General features: G+C 65.3%; 14 protein-coding genes and 2 pseudogenes. 3 read left to right on the top strand and 13 right to left on the bottom strand.

Annotation, left to right across the window (positions count from 1 at the left end; translation table 11 throughout):
- Window positions 1-76: 76 nt before the first annotated feature.
- From AC07VU_RS00255 to pmrG, 3 genes are all read right to left on the bottom strand, one after another.
- Window positions 77-412, bottom strand: coding sequence for a hypothetical protein (locus AC07VU_RS00255; protein ID WP_063428261.1), 336 nt, complete (start codon window positions 410-412; stop codon window positions 77-79).
- A 141-nt stretch (window positions 413-553) separates the two neighbouring features.
- A complete protein-coding gene (locus tag AC07VU_RS00250; protein WP_457276736.1) occupies window positions 554-1,420 on the bottom strand; it encodes a phosphatase PAP2 family protein in 867 nt (288 codons plus the stop codon).
- A 25-nt stretch (window positions 1,421-1,445) separates the two neighbouring features.
- Entirely contained in the window at window positions 1,446-2,102 is a 657-nt protein-coding gene (pmrG, locus tag AC07VU_RS00245; protein ID WP_457275606.1) for a lipopolysaccharide core heptose(II)-phosphate phosphatase PmrG, read from the bottom strand.
- 250 nt (window positions 2,103-2,352) lie between these two features.
- On the opposite strand from pmrG, the pseudogene AC07VU_RS00240 reads away from it, so the two are divergent.
- Both AC07VU_RS00240 and AC07VU_RS00235 read left to right on the top strand, forming a co-directional pair.
- A pseudogene (locus AC07VU_RS00240) lies at window positions 2,353-3,498 on the top strand (methyl-accepting chemotaxis protein); the annotation flags it as partial.
- A gap of 42 nt (window positions 3,499-3,540) precedes the next feature.
- Window positions 3,541-4,404 (top strand): methyl-accepting chemotaxis protein, encoded by an 864-nt coding sequence (locus tag AC07VU_RS00235; RefSeq protein WP_420801067.1) that lies wholly within the window; start codon window positions 3,541-3,543, stop codon window positions 4,402-4,404.
- 234 nt (window positions 4,405-4,638) lie between these two features.
- Here AC07VU_RS00235 and AC07VU_RS00230 read toward each other — a convergent pair whose 3' ends face one another.
- The 6 genes and pseudogenes from AC07VU_RS00230 to AC07VU_RS00205 form a co-directional block, all read right to left on the bottom strand.
- The gene (locus AC07VU_RS00230) at window positions 4,639-5,022 is read right to left on the bottom strand and encodes a hypothetical protein (RefSeq protein ID WP_495029391.1); all 384 of its coding nucleotides are present in this window, start codon (window positions 5,020-5,022) and stop codon (window positions 4,639-4,641) included.
- 1,156 nt (window positions 5,023-6,178) lie between these two features.
- Window positions 6,179-6,736: a hypothetical protein gene (locus AC07VU_RS00225; protein ID WP_495029390.1), complete on the bottom strand. Its 558-nt coding sequence runs from the start codon at window positions 6,734-6,736 to the stop codon at window positions 6,179-6,181.
- Window positions 6,737-6,916: 180 nt separating this feature from the next.
- Window positions 6,917-6,985, bottom strand: a pseudogene (locus AC07VU_RS00220) (DUF1329 domain-containing protein); the annotation flags it as partial.
- A 40-nt stretch (window positions 6,986-7,025) separates the two neighbouring features.
- The gene (locus tag AC07VU_RS00215; RefSeq protein ID WP_495029389.1) at window positions 7,026-8,588 is read right to left on the bottom strand and encodes an FGGY-family carbohydrate kinase; all 1,563 of its coding nucleotides are present in this window, start codon (window positions 8,586-8,588) and stop codon (window positions 7,026-7,028) included.
- Window positions 8,585-10,198 carry a glycerol-3-phosphate dehydrogenase/oxidase gene (locus AC07VU_RS00210; protein ID WP_495029388.1) on the bottom strand — a complete coding sequence of 538 codons (1,614 nt, stop codon included), beginning with the start codon at window positions 10,196-10,198 and terminating at the stop codon, window positions 8,585-8,587. Before AC07VU_RS00210 ends, AC07VU_RS00215 begins: the two co-directional genes overlap by 4 nt.
- A 5-nt stretch (window positions 10,199-10,203) precedes the next feature.
- Window positions 10,204-11,799 (bottom strand): FAD-binding oxidoreductase, encoded by a 1,596-nt coding sequence (locus AC07VU_RS00205; protein ID WP_495029387.1) that lies wholly within the window; start codon window positions 11,797-11,799, stop codon window positions 10,204-10,206.
- A gap of 251 nt (window positions 11,800-12,050) precedes the next feature.
- Between AC07VU_RS00205 and gliR the strand changes: the two genes are divergently transcribed.
- The gene (gene gliR / locus AC07VU_RS00200; protein WP_101336780.1) at window positions 12,051-13,070 is read left to right on the top strand and encodes an AraC family transcriptional regulator GliR; all 1,020 of its coding nucleotides are present in this window, start codon (window positions 12,051-12,053) and stop codon (window positions 13,068-13,070) included.
- Between the two features lie 463 nt (window positions 13,071-13,533).
- Here gliR and AC07VU_RS00195 read toward each other — a convergent pair whose 3' ends face one another.
- The 4 genes from AC07VU_RS00195 to AC07VU_RS00180 all read right to left on the bottom strand — a co-directional run bounded on the left by AC07VU_RS00195 (window position 13,534) and on the right by AC07VU_RS00180 (window position 17,721).
- A complete protein-coding gene (locus AC07VU_RS00195) occupies window positions 13,534-13,902 on the bottom strand; it encodes a glyoxalase superfamily protein (protein WP_277587829.1) in 369 nt (122 codons plus the stop codon).
- 131 nt (window positions 13,903-14,033) lie between these two features.
- Window positions 14,034-15,494 (bottom strand): N-acyl-D-amino-acid deacylase family protein, encoded by a 1,461-nt coding sequence (locus AC07VU_RS00190; RefSeq protein WP_495029386.1) that lies wholly within the window; start codon window positions 15,492-15,494, stop codon window positions 14,034-14,036.
- Between the two features lies 1 nt (window position 15,495).
- Complete coding sequence (locus AC07VU_RS00185; protein ID WP_495029385.1) at window positions 15,496-16,356, bottom strand: MurR/RpiR family transcriptional regulator; 861 nt, start codon at window positions 16,354-16,356, stop codon at window positions 15,496-15,498.
- Between the two features lie 15 nt (window positions 16,357-16,371).
- Window positions 16,372-17,721 (bottom strand): GntT/GntP/DsdX family permease, encoded by a 1,350-nt coding sequence (locus AC07VU_RS00180; protein WP_495029384.1) that lies wholly within the window; start codon window positions 17,719-17,721, stop codon window positions 16,372-16,374.
- Window positions 17,722-17,829: the final 108 nt, after the last annotated feature.

Below are 17,829 nucleotides of genomic sequence, written 5' to 3'. Positions count from 1 at the left end.
CGCCCATAAAAAAGGCACCCTCATGGGTGCCTTTTTTTATCTCGTCGCCAGGCTTTCGCACCGGCGCCGGCATGGCTCACTGAACGGTTTTCAGCTTGACCACATCGCCGGAGACCTTGGTGGTGTAACCGCTCAATACCCAGGCCCAGAACCAGTTTTCCTGGATCTGGGTGTTGATCATTGCGTCACCGCCCTTGGCCTGGATGGCCGCGGTCTGGGCGCGGACGAAGCGGTTGTTCTGCCGGATTGGAATGACCCCGAACAGCATGATGCCGGTAGCCGTTGCTTCGCTGTGACCGACCACGGTGTACTGGCTACTATCCAGTTGCTGAGTTTTCATCGCGGTGCCGGTGCAGCCGGCCAGAACCAGGACAACCAGCGCCGAGGCGGCGATTTTGCTCAAGTGTTTCATGCATGACTCCATAAACCAGGAACCCGGGAACTCTTTTCTCCGGGGGCGCGCACCCTAACAGTTCTGGTCACCCAAAAAACATCGGCAAGCGCCAATAATTGCGCCGGGGCCCTCTCCCGCCAGGCGCCTCGCACTGACGATTCAGTCAGCTACTGAAGCGCCGTTATCGATCAGCGCCGCGGACTGCTCGGCCCCCGGTTCAGTGTGCGCCAGCACCGGTTGTTCCAGACGGGCGCGGCCATAAAACAGCAGCGCCGTCAGCAAGCAGGTGAGCCACACCACGATCCCCGCCCAGAAGGTATGGGACATGTAGTGCCAGCCCTGCAGCACCCGGGTGGTGCCATAGACGAAACCCAGCAGCAGCGAGCCGTACAGCAGCGCCTTGGCGTGGCGCCAGCGATAACGCCGGGCCACGAAGTACAGCGCCAGCAGGGTGAAACCGCCCGAGGCATGGCCGCCCGGCCAGCAGCGGCCGTCACCGGCAGTCTTCAACAGCTCGAAGTTCTCATACCACTCCTTGTGCTCGATCTTGCCGGCGTACTGGGTGGTTTCCACCGGGCAGTACACGCTGGTGTGGCCCTTGAGGTAGTGAATCGCCCCGGTGCAGAGGGCGAAGGCCACCACCACGAACAGCAGGTCCCGGCGATGGCGCGCGGTAAAACGCAATACCGGCGCCACGCGGAGCTTCTCCAACAGGGCCTTGCCGCGGCCGAACCTTGCGCCCTTGAACAGCGGCCAGACAAACGACAGCAGCAGCCCGATCAGCGCCAGCTCGCCGGTCCAGTTGGGGATGATCCGCGCCCACTTGTGGGTGATCTTCTCGAACAGATGGGAGTGATCCAGCGGGAAGGTCTGGCTCAGCGGATCGAAGAACAGGTCGCTGAAGGCGATGTCGATCCGGGTCATGTCGAACATCAGGAACACCAGCGCCGCGCACAGCAGCGGCAGGCCGAGGTTCCATTTATAAAAGCTCCAGGCCGTAAAGCGGGAACGGGAAAACGCCGGCATATGCAGAGTCTCGGACAAGGGACGGTCAGGGGCGATTGAAGGCGACGGAACGCCAGTCGCTGGCTTCGATGAAGCCGAGCATGTGCGGACGCCCGTCGAGGGTATCGGTGGAGACGAACAACGAGGCGCCGTAGCCCAGGGTCGAAGACGGCAGCTTCAGCGCCTTCTCCAGCGCGGCCATGCATTCGCTGTGGGTCACCAGCACCAGGTTGCGCCCGGCCACCTTGTGCGCCAGGGCATCGCGCAACAGGCTGCGTTTGCAGTCGAACAGCCAGTCTTCGCCACTGCCGGCCTTGCTGAACATATAACTCGAGGTCTGTACCGCGCGGGTCAGCGGGCTGTGGTAGATGTCGGCCTGGTCCAGCCCCAGGTGCTCGAACTGCGCGCCGACCCCCACCGCCACGTCACGGGCACGGTCGGTGATGCCGTCGGGCACGTTCAGGCAGGCGGCCCTGGAATGGTCGCAACGCTCGACGTGACGAATCAGCACAATCATCTGGCCCTTGGCCCAGCCGGCGCTCAAGGCCCTGGCGCCGGCCAGGTTGCCATGGGCCAGGTCCGGCACCGCCGCGGGCTTGAGCACAAAGAACACCAGCGGCAGCACCAGCAAGGCCACCAGGGCGATCACCAGGCTATTGCGATAACGGGCAAAACGGCTCGCGACGAGCGCGGGCTTTGCCACCGGAAGACTGAGTCCTGACGCCACGTGCGAGCCGCCCCTATATGACCACCAGACATTGAGTTGAGCAGCGCAGCAGACGCTAACCGCCGCTCATGACAAATCGAGTGCGAGGCACCCGATCGAGGGTCGGACTTTAGGCAGCGAGGCGTGGCCGCCCAGTGAAACGGATGTGAAAAAAAGCTCAATCGGCCAGGCGGTTTCTGGAGCGAAATCAGGCCCTTGGAAAGCCCCAAAATGGTGCAAAAAACTAATGCGACGAAATCGTTTCAGCTATTGCCCTTGCCGCCGATACACACCTGCGAACAAATCCTTGCTGGCCACCAATAACAACAATCTTCCAGCGATACATGATCAAGCAGCACAACGTTCCTGGAGGAATTGCATGAATAGCTGGTTCGGCAACATCAGCGTCAATCTCAAGCTGGGCCTGGGCTTCGGCCTGGTCCTGGCCCTGACTACCATCCTCGCCATCACGGGCTGGACCAGCCTGGGCGGTCTGATCGACCGCAGCAACTGGATGAGCGACATCACCCAATTGAACGCCGGGCTGACCAAGCTGCGCGTGACCCGCCTGCAATACATGCTGACCAACGGCGACGAAACCGCCGCGCAGAATGTGCAGGCCTCCCTGGACGACTTCTCGGCCCAGCAACAGAAGCTGCAGAACAGCTTCAAGAACCCGGCCAACATCAAGCTGCTCAAGGAACAGGGCACCACCATCAGCGCCTACCAGGCGTCCCTGAACAAGATGCGCAACGCCTACCGCAACGCCAATGCCGCCCGCGCGGTGATGAACGGCAACTCGGAAACGGCGCGCAACCTGATCAACAGCATCACCACGCGCGTTCAGCAAATGCCCCTGAGCGACCAGCGCTTCGAACAGTTCCAGGCCATCACCAAGGCCCGTGAGGAGTTCCTGCTGGCGCGCTTCGAAGTCCGTGAATACATCTACAACAGCACCGCGGAAGCCGAACGCAATGCCGCCGCCCAGATGAACGCGGCGATTGCCGCGCTGGGTGGCCTGGACAGCCATTTCAGCAGCACCCAGGGCGATGCCCTGCGCCAGTTGAAAACAGCGCTGGATGACTACCGCACCTCCCTGCTGACCTTCAAGGCCGCGGTCAGCGAAGCCGGCCAGGCGCGCAAGGAAATGACCGAACAGGGCGCCCTGATCGTCAGCCAGAGCGAAGAGCTGTACCAGTTCCAGCTCGACCGCCGCGACGAAGAAAGCGTCCAGGCCCGCAGCCTGCAACTGATCAGCACCCTGCTGGCGCTGCTGGTGGGCATCCTGGCCGCGGTGATCATCACCCGCCAGATCACCCGTCCACTGCGTGAAACCATGACCGTGGTCGAGCGCATCGCGTCCGGCGACCTGACCCAGGATGTGCGCGTCACCCGCCGCGACGAACTCGGCGTGCTGCAACAAGGCATCGGCCGCATGGGCGTGACCCTGCGCGAACTGATCACGGGCATCCGCGACGGCGTGACCCAGATCGCCAGCGCCGCCGAAGAGCTGTCGGCGGTGACCGAAGAAACCAGCGCCGGGGTCAACAGCCAGAAGGTCGAGACCGACCAGGTGGCCACCGCCATGCACGAGATGACCGCCACCGTGCAGGAAGTCGCGCGCAACGCCGAAGAAGCCTCGCAAGCCGCGGCAGCCGCCGACGGCGAAGCCCGCGAAGGCGACAAGGTGGTGGCCGAAGCCATCGCCCAGATCGAACGCCTGGCCAGCGAAGTGGTGCGTTCCACCGACGCCATGAGCGTGCTGCAACAGGAAAGCCAGAAGATCGGCAGCGTCATGGACGTGATCAAGGCCGTGGCCGAACAGACCAACCTGCTGGCGCTGAACGCCGCCATCGAAGCCGCCCGCGCCGGTGAAGCCGGTCGTGGTTTCGCCGTGGTCGCCGACGAAGTCCGCGCCCTGGCGCAACGCACGCAGAAATCCACCGAGGAAATCGAAGGCCTGGTGGCCGGCCTGCAGAACGGCACCCAGCAAGTGGCCAACGTGATGAACAACAGCCGCAGCCTGACCGACAGCAGCGTCGACCTGACCCGCAAGGCCGGTGTCTCCCTGGAGAACATCACCCGCACGGTGTCGAACATCCAGTCGATGAACCAGCAGATCGCCGCCGCTGCCGAGGAGCAGAGCGCCGTGGCCGAGGAAATCAGCCGCAGCATCATCAACGTGCGCGACGTCTCGGAACAGACCGCCGCCGCCAGCGATGAAACCGCCGCCTCCAGCGTCGAACTGGCGCGCCTGGGCAACCAGCTGCAAATGATGGTCAGCCACTTCCGCGTCTGACCCTCAAGGCCCTGTCGCGAGCAACCTCGCTCGCGATAGGCCGCCCACCCTCCCCAATCCCTGTAGCCGCTGCCGCAGGCTGCGATAGGACCGAAGGTCCTCCAGCGGTCTCAAGACCCTGCGTCCGCTTCGTCGGAATGCCGCCCAGGCCGATCGCAGCCTCGCGGGCTCGGCAGCGGCTACAGGGTTCGGGTTCGGGTTCGGGTTCCAGATTCCAAGGTTCGGGGTCCGGGTTCAGGCCTGCGTTGGCGGGCGGCTGCCGTCGAGCAACGCGTCCACCACACCCCGCGCCATCTCCACGTTATGGATCAACGACCAGATCAGGCCACGCTCCACACCGCTGGCCCGCTCGGTGATCTCATCGGACACCTCTTCGGCCGCCTTGAGCAGGATCGAAACGTGAAGCAACGCCTCCTCGGCGCTGATGCCTTCACGTACACAAAACAACGAATCCTGGCCAACGACAGTGCCCACGGTTGGCTTGAGCGCATCCATCGGCGAACCATCACCACGATGCCGGCACAGCGCCTGAAGAATGCTTTCGTTGGCACGATCATGCTCAGGATTTCTACGCGAGCACGGAAGGGAAACAGGTGGATCGGGGAAGAGCTTTTTCATGACGTAACTCCGGAGTAGTGGAGCCATCACCCGTCGCTGCTAAACGAAAATAGGGTGGCAGCTATACGCGGGTTAGCAGACCAGGACTCCAGAGACCCAGCGCACCCAAGGGTGCCCCGCGCACAGCTGCCATAACAGACAAGTCGACAAGAGATGCCAACGAGTTAGATAGGGAGCTTGTACGTCTGGATTTTCCTCGAGCTGCTAAACCCGATCACCGAAAAACCGGTGACGAACCCGAGGCTAGACAGCGCCCTTCCCAGACGCAAGCGCCCCGGAGTTTCTCGGAAAAGCCTTACAAAAGAAAGCGAAGCGCCTCACTTTCAGACAGCGCCCTACACGACAAACCTGTCAGCCGCGGGACCTGATCGCGAGCAAGCTCGCTCCTACAAAAGGCCCCGATATAACCGCGGTCCCTGTAGCCGCTGCCGCAGGCTGCGATAGGACCGAAGGTCCTCCAGCGATCTCAAGACCCTGCGTCCGCTTCGCGGCCGATCGCAGCCTCGCGGGCTCGGCAGCGGCTACAGGGCTAGCGCCGACCGGTAGGTCGCGCATGGCGCAGCTTTTGATCTTGATCCAGCCGCCCTATCGGGAAGAACCTCACTCTCAGACAGCTCCATACACGAACTAACGCTCACAACCCCTGTAGCCGCTGCCGCAGGCTGCGATAGGACCGAAGGTCCTCCAGCGGTCTCAAGACCCTGCGTCCGCTGCGCGGCCGATCGCAGCCTCGCGGGCTCGGCAGCGGCTACAAGGGTTAGCGCCGACCGGTAGGTCGCGCATGGTGCAGCTTTGGCTTTTGATCTACCCGCCCCATCGGGAGGCTTCGTTCCGGTGTTCATCAGGGGGATGGCGCGCAGCGCCCCTCGACGCAGTCGAGGACATCGTATGGAGGTCGAAGCGAAGCCGACCGGAGTCGATGCCCCCTGATGGACGCCGGAGCGAGGGAACCTGAGCGCAGCGAAGGCCGTACGCAGGGGCAAGCGTTTTTGCTTACTTTTTAGGCGTCTGTAAAAAGTGAGTCGCCGTAAGGGCGAAACCGCCAGCAGCCGTGACCGCAGAAACGGATATGTACCCCGTCCAAAAAATGCAGCGCCAGAACAGACGCCATCGCGGCCAATCAAACGTCGACCGGCCGCTCCTACAGATGCCCGAATTACTCGACCCGCCAAATCCGCACCGTGGCATTCTTTAACTCCAACGACCACTCCTCTTGCGACAAACGAAGCCGCCGCAGCGTCTCCCCCATCTCCGTCTCAGCCACATAATCCTTGGCAATCACCAGAATCAGAAACTTATTCCGAACCCCCTCCATCCGTCGCAACCGATGCAGATCGGCAAACACCGACCAGACCAGAGACTCACCCGGATCGACTTGAGGAAACCAGAGCCGGCCATCGCCATCCTCTCGCAACACCGATCGGGTCTCGCCCATCCCCTTGCCCATCAGGCACCTGGCAAAAGACACATCCCCCAGGCATTTCACCTCGGCCGCCATGTCGAGATCTTCCGTGTACAGGTCGACTTTCGTACGTCCTCCGGCCTTACCGCTGGTCCAGATATCCGGATAATCGTGCTGCCAGGCATACAGGCTGAGCTCGGCCTGAATCCAGTGTTCCCGGCAATCGCTCAGCTCCAGCACCTGCGCCATGCGCTCGCTGATCGCATCAAACGCCCCGAGAAAAACCTCCGGCCATGCAATGGCTGTGTTCATTTTTTTGGACTCCGTTCCTGAAAGGGTCAGGGGAGCTTTCACGCCCCCCAACGCGTGCCTGCCTCTTGCGTATCGGCACCCACGGCAGCGTCTTGAACCCTGCGCCGCCGCGCCAGCCAGCCCGAGGCAAGACGAAGCCGCCCCTTACCGGGTCCCGCGCAAGCGCAACGCCGACGGCATGTCGTCGGCCGTGCGCAAACCGTCGGACGCCGCGATCGGCGTGTCGTACGCCAGGTTCGGCGCGCGCCGGCAAAACCCGGGCGCGACCACCGCTGGCGTGCGGCCAGGTTCAGGCCGGGTAACCGGTGATCTCGCGAATACTGCGGTACAGCGGGCTGAGCTGGCGGTACATGCGCACATACACCTCGCGGTACAGCCGCTGATAGAGCTGCTGCGCCTGGGGTTGCGGCTGGAAGACCTCGGCGACGCGGGTCATGCCGGCAATGGCCGTGGGGAAATCCGGGTACAGGCCCAGCCCGACCGCACAGGCAATCGCCGCGCCGAGCCCGGAGGCTTCGTACACATGCGGACGCTCGGCGGGCAGGCCAAAAATGTCCGCCGTCAATTGCATGGCCGCGTCGCTCTGGGAACCGCCGCCGGCCACCCGCAAGCAGGTAATCGGGGTGCGGGTGCGCTGCTCGATGCGTTCCTTGCCCTGGCGCAGGGCGTAGGCCAGGCCCTCGAGAATCGCCCGGTAGATATGCGCCCGGGTGTGCACATCGCCAAAGCCGATCATCGCGCCCTTGGCCTCGACGCCCGGCTCGCGGATTCCGGGCGACCAGTAAGGTTGCAGCATCAGCCCCATGGAGCCGGGCGGCACCGCGTTGACCAACGCATCGAACAGCACCTCCGGCTCCAGCCCCTGCTCGCGGGCCTGCTGCATTTCCCGCAGGCCGAACTCCTGCTTGAACCAGCTGACCATCCAGTAGCCGCGATAGATCATCACTTCGCAGTTGTAATGGTCGGGCATCGCCGAGGGGTAAGGCGGGATCAGCGGGATGATTTCCCGGTAGCGGGACCGGGTGGTGGTGATGGTCGCCGTGGTGCCGTAGGACAGGCAGGCAGTGCTGCTGTCCTGCACCCCGGAACCCAGCACTTCACAGGCCTTGTCGGCCCCCGCGGCAATCAGCGGCAGGCCTTCGGGAATCCCGGTCAGCTGGCTGGCCGCGGCGCTGATATGCCCCAGGACCTCGCCCGGCTTGCGCAGGCTCGGCAGCTGCTCGGGGCGCACCGCCAGGGCCTGCCATTTCCAGTCATGGGGCGCGGCCCAGCGCAGGCGCTTGTAGTCGAAGGGCAAAAAGGCCACGCAACAGCCGACCGAGTCGACAAAGTTTCCGGTCAGCCGATGGGTGAGAAAGCCCGACAGCAGCAACAGCTTGTCGGTGGCCGCCCAGACCTCGGGCTGGTGCCGGGCGATCCAGTTGACCTCGGCCTGGGCGCGAAAGTAATCCACCGTGGCCTGGGCCCCGATCAGCTTGAACAGCCAGCTCCAGGGGCCCTTGATGTCGCCCTCGACTTCGGTCTGGCGCTGGTCGAGCCAGAGGATCGCCGGACGCAAGGGCTTGCCGTCGGCATCGACGTTGATCAGGGTGCCGCGCTGGGTCGTCAGTGACACGCCGCGGATCTGCCGGCGATCGATGCCGGTCTGCTGCCACAACTGCTGGCAGGCCTCGCCGAGTTTGCGCCAGTAGTAATCGGGGTCCTGTTCGGCCCAGCCGGGCTGGCTGGAATAGTAGGCCTGCAACTCGACCTTGCCCTTGCCCAGCAGGTTGCCTTGCAGGTCGAACAACAGGGCCCGCACGCTCTGGGTGCCATTGTCGATCGCCAGCAGATAGGGCTTGTCGTTGTTCATGGATGGCTCTTGGCTAGGCTTCTATAGGCAACCTCGGGCAGGCTGTGATAACGCAGCCACAGGTCGTTATAACGCTGTTGTTCCTGTTCCCAGCGCGCGTCGTCCCAACCGAGCAGGGGCTGGCACAGGGCGCGGATCGCCGGCAGCTCGGCCGCCGCGCCGTTGGCCAGCAACAGGCCCAGGCGGGTGCGGCGCAGTAGCAGGTCGTCCAGGTGCAGGACCATCTCGCTTTGGGCGGCAAACGCCAGCTCGGCCCACAAGGTGTCGCTGCTGGCGACGCAGCCGCATCCCAGCTGCGCCAGCCATTGCGCCAGTCGCGGCAGGTCGCGCCCATGGCGCCCGGCCAGGCGGCGCAGCTGGCCGCTGCTCAGGCCCGCGACCTCCACCGCCGGCACGGCCGCGAACACCGCCGCGTCGGCATCGTCCAGAGGGCGCCCGAGCATCGCCGCACAGGCCTGCAACACCTCGATGGCCTGGGTACGAAAGGTGGTCAGCTTGCCGCCGGCCAGGGTCACGCAGCCCGGCTCGCACCACAGCGCATGCTCGCGGGTTTCATTGGAAGGCTTGCCCGCCGCGTCGGCGCTGCCCACCACCGGGCGCACCCCGGACCAGGTCGACAGCACATCGGCAGCGCCGATACGCGCCTCGGGAAATTGCTGCTCGCAGGCCGCCAGCAGATAGGCCAGCTCCTCGACACTGATGCGCGCGCTCTGGTCGAGGTCTTCGCGGTGATCGAGGTCGGTGGTGCCGACCACGGTGGCGCCTTCCCAGGGAAACACGAACACCGGGCGCCGATCGCTGTCATGCAGGAAGCTGAATGCCTGGGCCACCGGCAAGCGCCAGCCGGGCAGCAACAGGTGGCTGCCGCGCAGGGGCCGCAAGTGGCGGTTCTCGCCAGGCGGCGCGAAACGCCCGGCCCAGGCCCCACTCGCCACCGCCAGCACCGCGCAACGCAGGGTCAGCGACTGGCCGCTTTCCACGTCCTCGACCGACACTCCGCACACTCGCCCCCGTTCGCGCAGCACCTGCTGCACACGCAGGCCATTGAACGCTTGGGCGCCATCGGCCCGCGCCTCGGCCAGCACCCGCATCACCAGCCGGGCATCGTCGGTCAGGGCATCGAGAAAACACGAGCCGCCCAGTAAGCCTTCGGCCTTGATACCAGGCGCCAGGTAACGCATCTGCTCGACGTCGTGGAAACGATGGTTGCGCCGCCCGGCCAGGGCGTCGTACACCGCCAGCAGGCCACCGAACACCCGCGGCCCGGGAAATACACCGCGATAGTGCGGCATCAGAAAGCTCATGGGCTCCACCAGCCCGGGCGCTTCGTCGAGCAGGCGCTGGCGTTCGCGCACCGAATCGCGGGTCAGGCGCCATTGGCCCTTGGCGATGTAGCGCAGGCCGCCATGGACCATTTTCGAGGAACGGCTGGAAGTGCCCCAGGCAAAATCGCGCTGCTCCAGCAGCAGGCAGCGCCAGCCGCGCCGCGCCGCCTCACGCAGGATCCCGGCCCCGCTGATACCGCCGCCGATCACGATCAGGTCCCAGCTCTGGCCCGCCAGGGTCGGCAGCTGTGCCTGGCGCCATTGCGCATTCCAATCCGTGCTCATGGGCCTTATTCCTCCAGCAGGGTGCCGGGGTTGAGACGCCCGGCAGGGTCGAAGTGCCGGCTGAGGCTGCGCAGGGCGGCGATCGCCAGTTCGCCTTTTTCGTGCACTAGGTAGGGCGCGTGGTCCTTGCCCACGCCGTGCTGGTGGCTGATGGTGCCGCCGTGCTCGACGATGGTCTGGCTGGCCGCATGCTTGAGCGCCTTCCAGCGGGCCAGGGTGGCCGGGTAATCCGCGGCCGGGCGGAACACGTAGCTGGTGTAGATGCTCGAGCCTTCGCCGTAGACATGCGACAGGTGGGTGAAGACATGGACCTGTTCGCCTTCGGCCGCCAGGCAATCGCGCAGGCTGGCCTCGATGCGCTGCAACAGGTTGTCGACATTGCTCCAGTCGGTGGCGGTCTCCAGAGTGTCGGCCACATAGCCGGCATGCCAGAGGCTCTCGCGCAGGTAGGGAAAACGAAAGCGGTTATGCGCCCACTTGTTGCCCAGCAAGGTGCCGGTGAACACCCCGCCGAAGGCCTTCAGGTGCTGCCTGGCCTGGCGCAGGGACAGGGCGTTCTGCTGGCGGTTGCCGGTCACGCCGAAGGTCAGCAGGCACTTGCCCTGCCCCGCCCCGCGCAGCTTCAGGTATTTCTCCAGCCAGGCGATCTGCCGCGGATGGCCGGCCAGGGCCAGCTGGGTCTCGGTTTCCACCGCGTTCGACAGCCGCAGCATGGACAGCGGCACCCGGGCCTGGGCCAGTTGGCGGATGGCCTGCAGCGCCTTGGGCCAGTCCGGCAGGAACACGCCATAGAAGCGCTCGTCCTCGACCAGCGCGCTGACCCGCACCTTGACCGTGGAAATGATCCCGAAGCGGCCCTCGCAGCCCAGCACCACCTCGCGCAGGTCCGGCCCCGCGGCCGACGCCGGGAAGGCGGGAATCTGCAAGGGGCCGGCGAAGGTTTCCAGGGTGCCGCCGGCGAACAACTGCTCGATGCGCCCGTAGCGCAGGGACTGCTGGCCGCTGGAGCGGCTGGCGACCCAGCCGCCCAGGGTCGACAGCTCCCAGGACTGCGGGAAGTGCCCCAGGGTATAGCCGCGGGCGCGCAACTGGCTTTCCACCTGCGGGCCGCTGGCGCCGGGGCCGAAGGTGGCGATCAGGCTGCTTTCGTCCAGCTCCAGCAGGCGATTCATCCGCGCCATGGACACGGTCAGTACCGGCCGCGTCGAAACGGGCGGGTTGATGTGGCCGGCCACCGAGGTGCCGCCGCCGTAGGGGATCAGGCACAGGTCCTGCTGTTCGGCCAGGGCCAGCAGCTGGCGAACCTGCTCGGCGCTGTCGGGAAAGGCCACGCCGTCCGGGTAGCGCTCCAGCGTGCCTTCGCGCAGGGCCAGCCAGTCCGGCAGGCTCTGGCCGCGGGCATGCAGCAGCCGGTCAGGGGCCTCGATGCTGTACAGCGCATGGGGCCTCAGCCGCGACGGCGGCACCCGGGCCAACGCGGTTTCCAGCGAAGCATCCGCCAGCCGGCTCCCCGCGCCGATACGCTGCGCAAGAAACCCCGCACCCTGGGCGGGCAATTCGACCACCGTGCTTTGTTCGCCCCAGCCGTTCCAGCGTCGCATGCCTGTGCCCCTTGTGTCGTGCTTGTAAGTGTTGGTTTGCAAGGCCTCCATACTAGTTCGCGGCGCATGGGTGTCACGGTCGTATCAGGCCAGTTCGAGTAGCCAATTGGGTCAGCCGGGGACAAGGGGCCCGAAGCATTTACTTTAGTCCCGCTTTCAAATTACCTTTCAGGGCGCCGACGCCTGCTGGAACAGCCTCCCACTCGGTTCCCGCGCGCGTCCATCCACGTTCCGGCGCCAGGAAACCCACCATGCACAGCCTCGGCTACACCTCGGTCCCACCGCTGCTCAAGTACCTGCGCTATGCCGAGCAGCTGGGTATCGCCATCGAACCTGCGCTGGCGGCCGCGGGCTTGCAGGCCGGGCAATTGAGCGACAACAGCCTGCGCCTGCCCGGCGAGGCCCATGAGCGTTTGCTGGACTATTTCTGCGAGCATTCGGCAGACCCGTTGTTCGGGCTCAACTCGGCGCGGTTCGTACTGCCCAACTCGTGGAACGTGCTGGGCTACATCACCATGAACTGCGCGACCCTGGGCGACGCGATGAACCGGATCATGCCGTTCGAGAAGCTGGTGGGCGACATGGGCGTCAGCCGCGCCGAGCAGGTCGACGGGCAAATCCACTTGACCTGGAGCTGCCGCCACCAGCGCCCCACCTCGCGCCGGCACATGGTGGAGAACGTGCTGGCGTCGTGGCTGTTGTACGCACAGTGGATCGCCGATACCCGGTTGAGCCCCATCGCCGTGTGGTTCGAGCATTCGCTGCCGGCGGGGGCCGAGCTGGCCCAGTACGAGGCATTTTTCGGTAGCCCGGTGCTGTTCGACCAAGCCTATTCGGCGCTGATCGCGCCTGCGCAATACATGCAGTTGCCCCTGCGCCAGGCCGACGCCCAGTTGCTGCGTACCCTGGAGGAACATGCCCTGGGCCTGATGGCCTCGCTAAGCGATGCGCCGCTGCCGCAGCAGGTGAAAAACGTCCTGCGCCAGTTGCTCAAGGAAGGCCTGCCACGCAAGGAGCAGGTGGCGAAACAACTGGCCACCTCCGTGCGCACCCTGCAGCGCCAACTGCAACAGGCCGGCACCGGCTACCAGCAGATTCTCGATGACCTGCGCCAGGAGCTCGCCGAGCATTACCTGCTGCACAGCGATCTGGCGATTCACGATATTTCCCAATACCTAGGCTTTACCGAACAGCGCTCCTTTCACCGGACCTTCAAAAGCCGCACCGGCATGACCCCGGGAGAATTCCGCCACACCCAGCGAACCCCCTAACCCTGTAGCCGCTGCCAAGCCTGCGAGGCTGCGATCGTCCCCGCAGGGGGCGCAAGCTTCTGGGACCGCTGGAGGACCTGCGGTCCTGTCGCAGCCTCGCTGCGCTCGGCAGCGGCTACAAGGTGCCAGGCGCAAGGCGAGGTGCATCGCCCCATTCCCTGTAGCCGCTGCCGAGCCCGCGAGGCTGCGATCGTCCCCGCAGGGGGCGCAAGGTTCTTGAGACAGCTGGAGGACCTGCGGTCCTGTCGCAGCCTCGCTGCGCTCGGCAGCGGCTACAAGGTCCAGGCGCAAGGCGAGGTGCATCGCCCCATTCCCTGTAGCCGCTGCCGAGCCTGCGAGGCTGCGATCGTCCCCGCAGGGGGCGCAAGGTTCTTGAGACCGCTGGAGGACCTGCGGTCCTGTCGCAGCCTCGCTGCGCTCGGCAGCGGCTACAAGGTCCAGGCGCAAGATGCGAAGCGCTGGCTCAGACGCAAATGGCGTTGGTAAACACCAGCCGATTGCCGAACGGATCGAGCACCGTCAGGTCCTGGCTACCCCAGGGCATGGCCTGGATCTGTGGGTGGGCGAAGCGATAATCCTTGGCCAGCAACTGCTGCTGGAAGACTTCCAGCTCGTCGGTCTCGATGCGCAACGCGGAGCCCGGCGTGCTGTCGCCATGGTGCTCCGACAGGTGCAGCACGCACTCCCCACGCGACACCTGCATATACAGCGGGAAGTTGTCTTCGAAGCGGTGCTGCCAGTCGAGCGTGAAGCCCAGGAAGTCGATATAAAACTCCCGCGCCTTGGCCTCGTCGAAGATCCGCAGGATGGGGGTGGTTTTGCCAAAGCTCATTGCGCGACTCCCTGATGAAAGATGTCCACGGTATAGCAGGTGGATGTCAGCACTTCGGCTAGGCCAAGGCTTTCTTTAATATCATCAGGCCATCACTGTGACGGCGTTCACCTATTCGACGCCGCACGCCTTCAGCCGTTGAACCCTTCGCGCAAATCCCCTTGCCGTGCCAGGAAGCGCCCTTGCCGGCGGCCATTGGCCTGGCCTTCGGCATAGCTGCGCACGCCGTTGACCCACACGCCGTCGATCCCCTCGGCCGCCTGTTGCGGGCTTTTGAAGTCGGCCACATCGCGGACCCGCGCCGGATCGAACAGCACCAGGTCGGCCCAGTGCCCTTCGCGGATTTCGCCACGCTGCTTGAGGCCGAAACGCGCCGCCGACAGCCCGGTCATCTTGTGCACCGCGGTGTGCAGCGGGAACAGGCCGAGGTCGCGGCTGAAGTGCCCGAGCACCCGCGGGAAAGCGCCCCACAGCCGTGGATGGGGGAACGGGTCTTCCGGCAAGCCGTCGGAACCGATCATCGACAGCGGGTGGGCAAGAATGCGCCGCACATCGGCTTCGTCCATGCCGTAGTACACCGCACCGGCCGGTTGCAGGCGCCGCGCGGCCTCCAGCAGAGTCGTGCCCCACTCGGCGGCGATGTCCATCAGGTCGCGGCCGCCCAGTTCCGGGTGCGGGGTGGACCAAGTGATGGTGATGCGAAAGGCATCGGTGACCTGCTTGAGGTCGAGGGTCGAGGAACTGGCCGCGTAGGGGTAGCAGTCGCAGCCTACCGGATGGTCTTTCGCCGCCTGCTCCAGGGACGCCAGCAATTGCGGACTGCGGCCCCAATTGCCCGCGCCCGCGCATTTGAGGTGGGAAATGATCACCGGCGCCTTGGCCTGGCGGCCGATCAGGAAGGCTTCGTCCATGGCCTCCAGCACCGGCTCGAATTCACTGCGCAGGTGGGTGGTGTACACCGCGCCGAAGGCGCTCAGTTCCGCAGCCAGTTGCAGCACCTCGTCGGTCTCGGCCGAGAAGGCGCTGGCGTAGGCCAGGCCTGTGGATAAGCCGAGGGCACCGTCTTCCAGGCTGGCCCGCAACTGCTCGCGCATGGCGGCGATTTCCTCGGCCGTGGCGGTGCGATACAGGTCGTCCAGATGGTTGCTGCGCAGCGCTGTGTGGCCGATCAGCGCCGCCACATTGACGGCCGGCTGCGCGGCGTCCACCGCCGCGCGGTAGTCGCGAAAACGCGGGTAGACGAAGGCCGCCTGGCTGCCCAGCAGGTTCATCGGGTCCGCTGGCTCGCCGCGCAAACTCACCGGCGAGGCACTGATACCGCAGTTGCCGACGATCACCGTGGTCACGCCCTGGCTGAGCTTGGGCAGCATCTGCGGCTGGCGGATCACCACGGTGTCGTCGTGGGTGTGCACGTCGATAAAACCGGGGGCCAGCACCCGCCCGGCGGCGTCGACTTCTTCGCTGGCCCGGGCGCCTTGCAAGTCGCCGATGCGGGCGATGCGGCCCTCGAGCAGGGCGACATCGGCGGGGTAAGCCGGGCGGTCGCTGCCGTCAATCACCAGGGCGTTGCGGATCAGGGTGTCGTAGCGCATGTCAGTCTCCCAGCGGCAGGCAATCGTCGCCGCCGCGGTAATCGTCCAGGGCCAGTTTGATCCGGCGCAGGCGTTCCTGGTTGTCTTCGGGCAGGGCCAGCGCCAGCTCGGTGGCCAGCACATCGATGGCCAGCAGCATGCCGTAGCGCGCGGCCGTGGGTTTGTAGATAAAGGAGGTTTCGGCGTTCTGCAGCGGCAGGAGCACGTCGGCCAGTTCCGCCAGCGGCGAGTCGGCCAGGGTGATGGCGAGCACCCTGGCGCCGTAGCTGCGGGCCAGTTCGACGGTCTCCAGCAATTCGGGGGTGATGCCGGTCAGGGAGCAGGTGATCAGCGCGTGTTGCGGGCCCAGGGCCGCGGCGGTCACCCGCATCATCACCGGGTCGTGGCAGGCGGCGATGGGGTAGCCGAGGCGCACCAGGCGCACCTGCAATTCGTCGCTGCACAAGGTAGAACAGCCGCCCATGCCGAAGGCGTGAATCATCTGCGCCTTGCCCAGCAAGCGCACCGCATCGCTGAAGCGCGACTCGTCGAACCCCGCCAGGTGCTGGTGCAGGGTCGACTCGATATCGCCAACGATCTGCCGGTAGAAACCCGACTGCTCCGGGGTGCCCGCCGGGTCGAGAAAACGGCTGCCGACGCCGCTGGCCTGGGCCAGTTGCAGGCGCAGGTCGCGCAGGTCGCGACAACCCACGCTGCGGGCAAACCGCGACAGGGTGGCGGCGCTGACCTCCGCCTGCTGCGCCAGCTGTTCCAGGCTGGCCGAGGCGGCGAAACCGACGTCATCGAGCATCAAGCGCGCGATGCGGCCTTCGCCGGCGCTGAAGGAATCCTGGCGGGAACGGATCTGGTAGAGGATGTCCATGGACGGCACCTGGGCTCAAAGCAGTTGGGCAAGACCGACGGTCAGGGCAAAGGCGACCACCGAGATCAGGGTCTCCAGCACCGTCCAGGTCTTGAAGGTCTGGGTGACGGTCATATTGAAGTATTCCTTGATCAGCCAAAAGCCGCCGTCGTTGACGTGGGAGAAGATCACCGAGCCGGCGCCGGTGGCCAGCACCAGCAGTTCCGGGTGCGGATAGCCCAGGCCGATGGCCACCGGCGCCACCACGCCCGAGGCGGTGGTCATGGCCACGGTGGCCGAGCCGGTGGCGATGCGCATCAACGCGGCGAACAGCCAGCCCATCAGCAGCGGCGACAGCTGGAATTCATGGGCCAGGCCGACGATCTGGTCGGTGACCCCGGCATCCACCAGGATCCGGTTGAGGCCGCCGCCGGCGCCCACCAGCAGGGTAATGCTGGCGGTCGGCGCCAGGCATTCGTTGGTAAACCTGAGGATCGATTCGCGGTTGAAGCCCTGGGCCAGGCCGAGGGTCCAGAAGCTCAGCAGGGTCGCCAGCAACAGGGCGATCACCGAGTTGCCGATAAACAGCAGGAACTGGTTGAGGCCGCTGCCCGGGGTGGAAATCAGGTTGGCCCAGCCGCCGATCAGCATCAGCACCACCGGCAACAGAATGGTGGCCATGGTGACCGCAAAACTGGGCAACCGGGTGCGCGGCTCACGCTCGATGAACTGGCGCGCCAGCGGGTTTTCCGCCGGCTGTTGGATGCGCGGCACGATGAATTTGGCGTACAGGGGGCCGGCGATGATCGCCGTGGGAATGCCGATCAGGATCGCGTACAGCAGGGTCTGCCCCACCGACGCCTGGTAGGCCTGCACCGCCAGCATCGCCGCCGGGTGCGGCGGCACCAGGGCATGCACCACCGACAGGCCGGCGACCATCGGCAGGCCGACCATCAGGATCGACACGCCGACACGCTTCGCCACGGTAAAGGCGATCGGCACCAGCAACACGAAACCGACCTCGAAGAACAGCGGCAGGCCCACCAGGAAGGCGATGCAGACCATCGCCCAGTGCGCGTTGCGCTCGCCGAAACGGTCGATCAGGGTTCGCGCCACCTGCTCCGCGCCACCGGACTCGGCCATCATCTTGCCGAGCATGGTGCCCAGCGCCACCACCAGGGCGATATGCCCGAGGGTCTTGCCGACACCCGCCTCGTAGGCCCCGACCACGCCGGACGGCGGCATCCCGGCCATCAGCGCCAGGCCCACCGAGACCAGGGTGATGACAATGAACGGATTGATCCGGTAACGCGCGATCAGGACGATCAGCGCGATGATGGCGATGGCGGCATAGCCCAGCAGCCAGTAGCCCGATGCAGGTGTCATGCGGTACTCCTCGAAAAAGGGTCACGTCGAATGCTTGTGAAACTCATAAATCATTTCGTGACCGGATTTTCAAACCACATGAAAGTAACTTTCGCACAGAGACACGCT

The sequence above is a fragment of the Pseudomonas sp. GW821-FHT02B10 genome, assembly GCF_059421865.1.
This window is presented reverse-complemented; position numbering and strand designations above follow the sequence as displayed.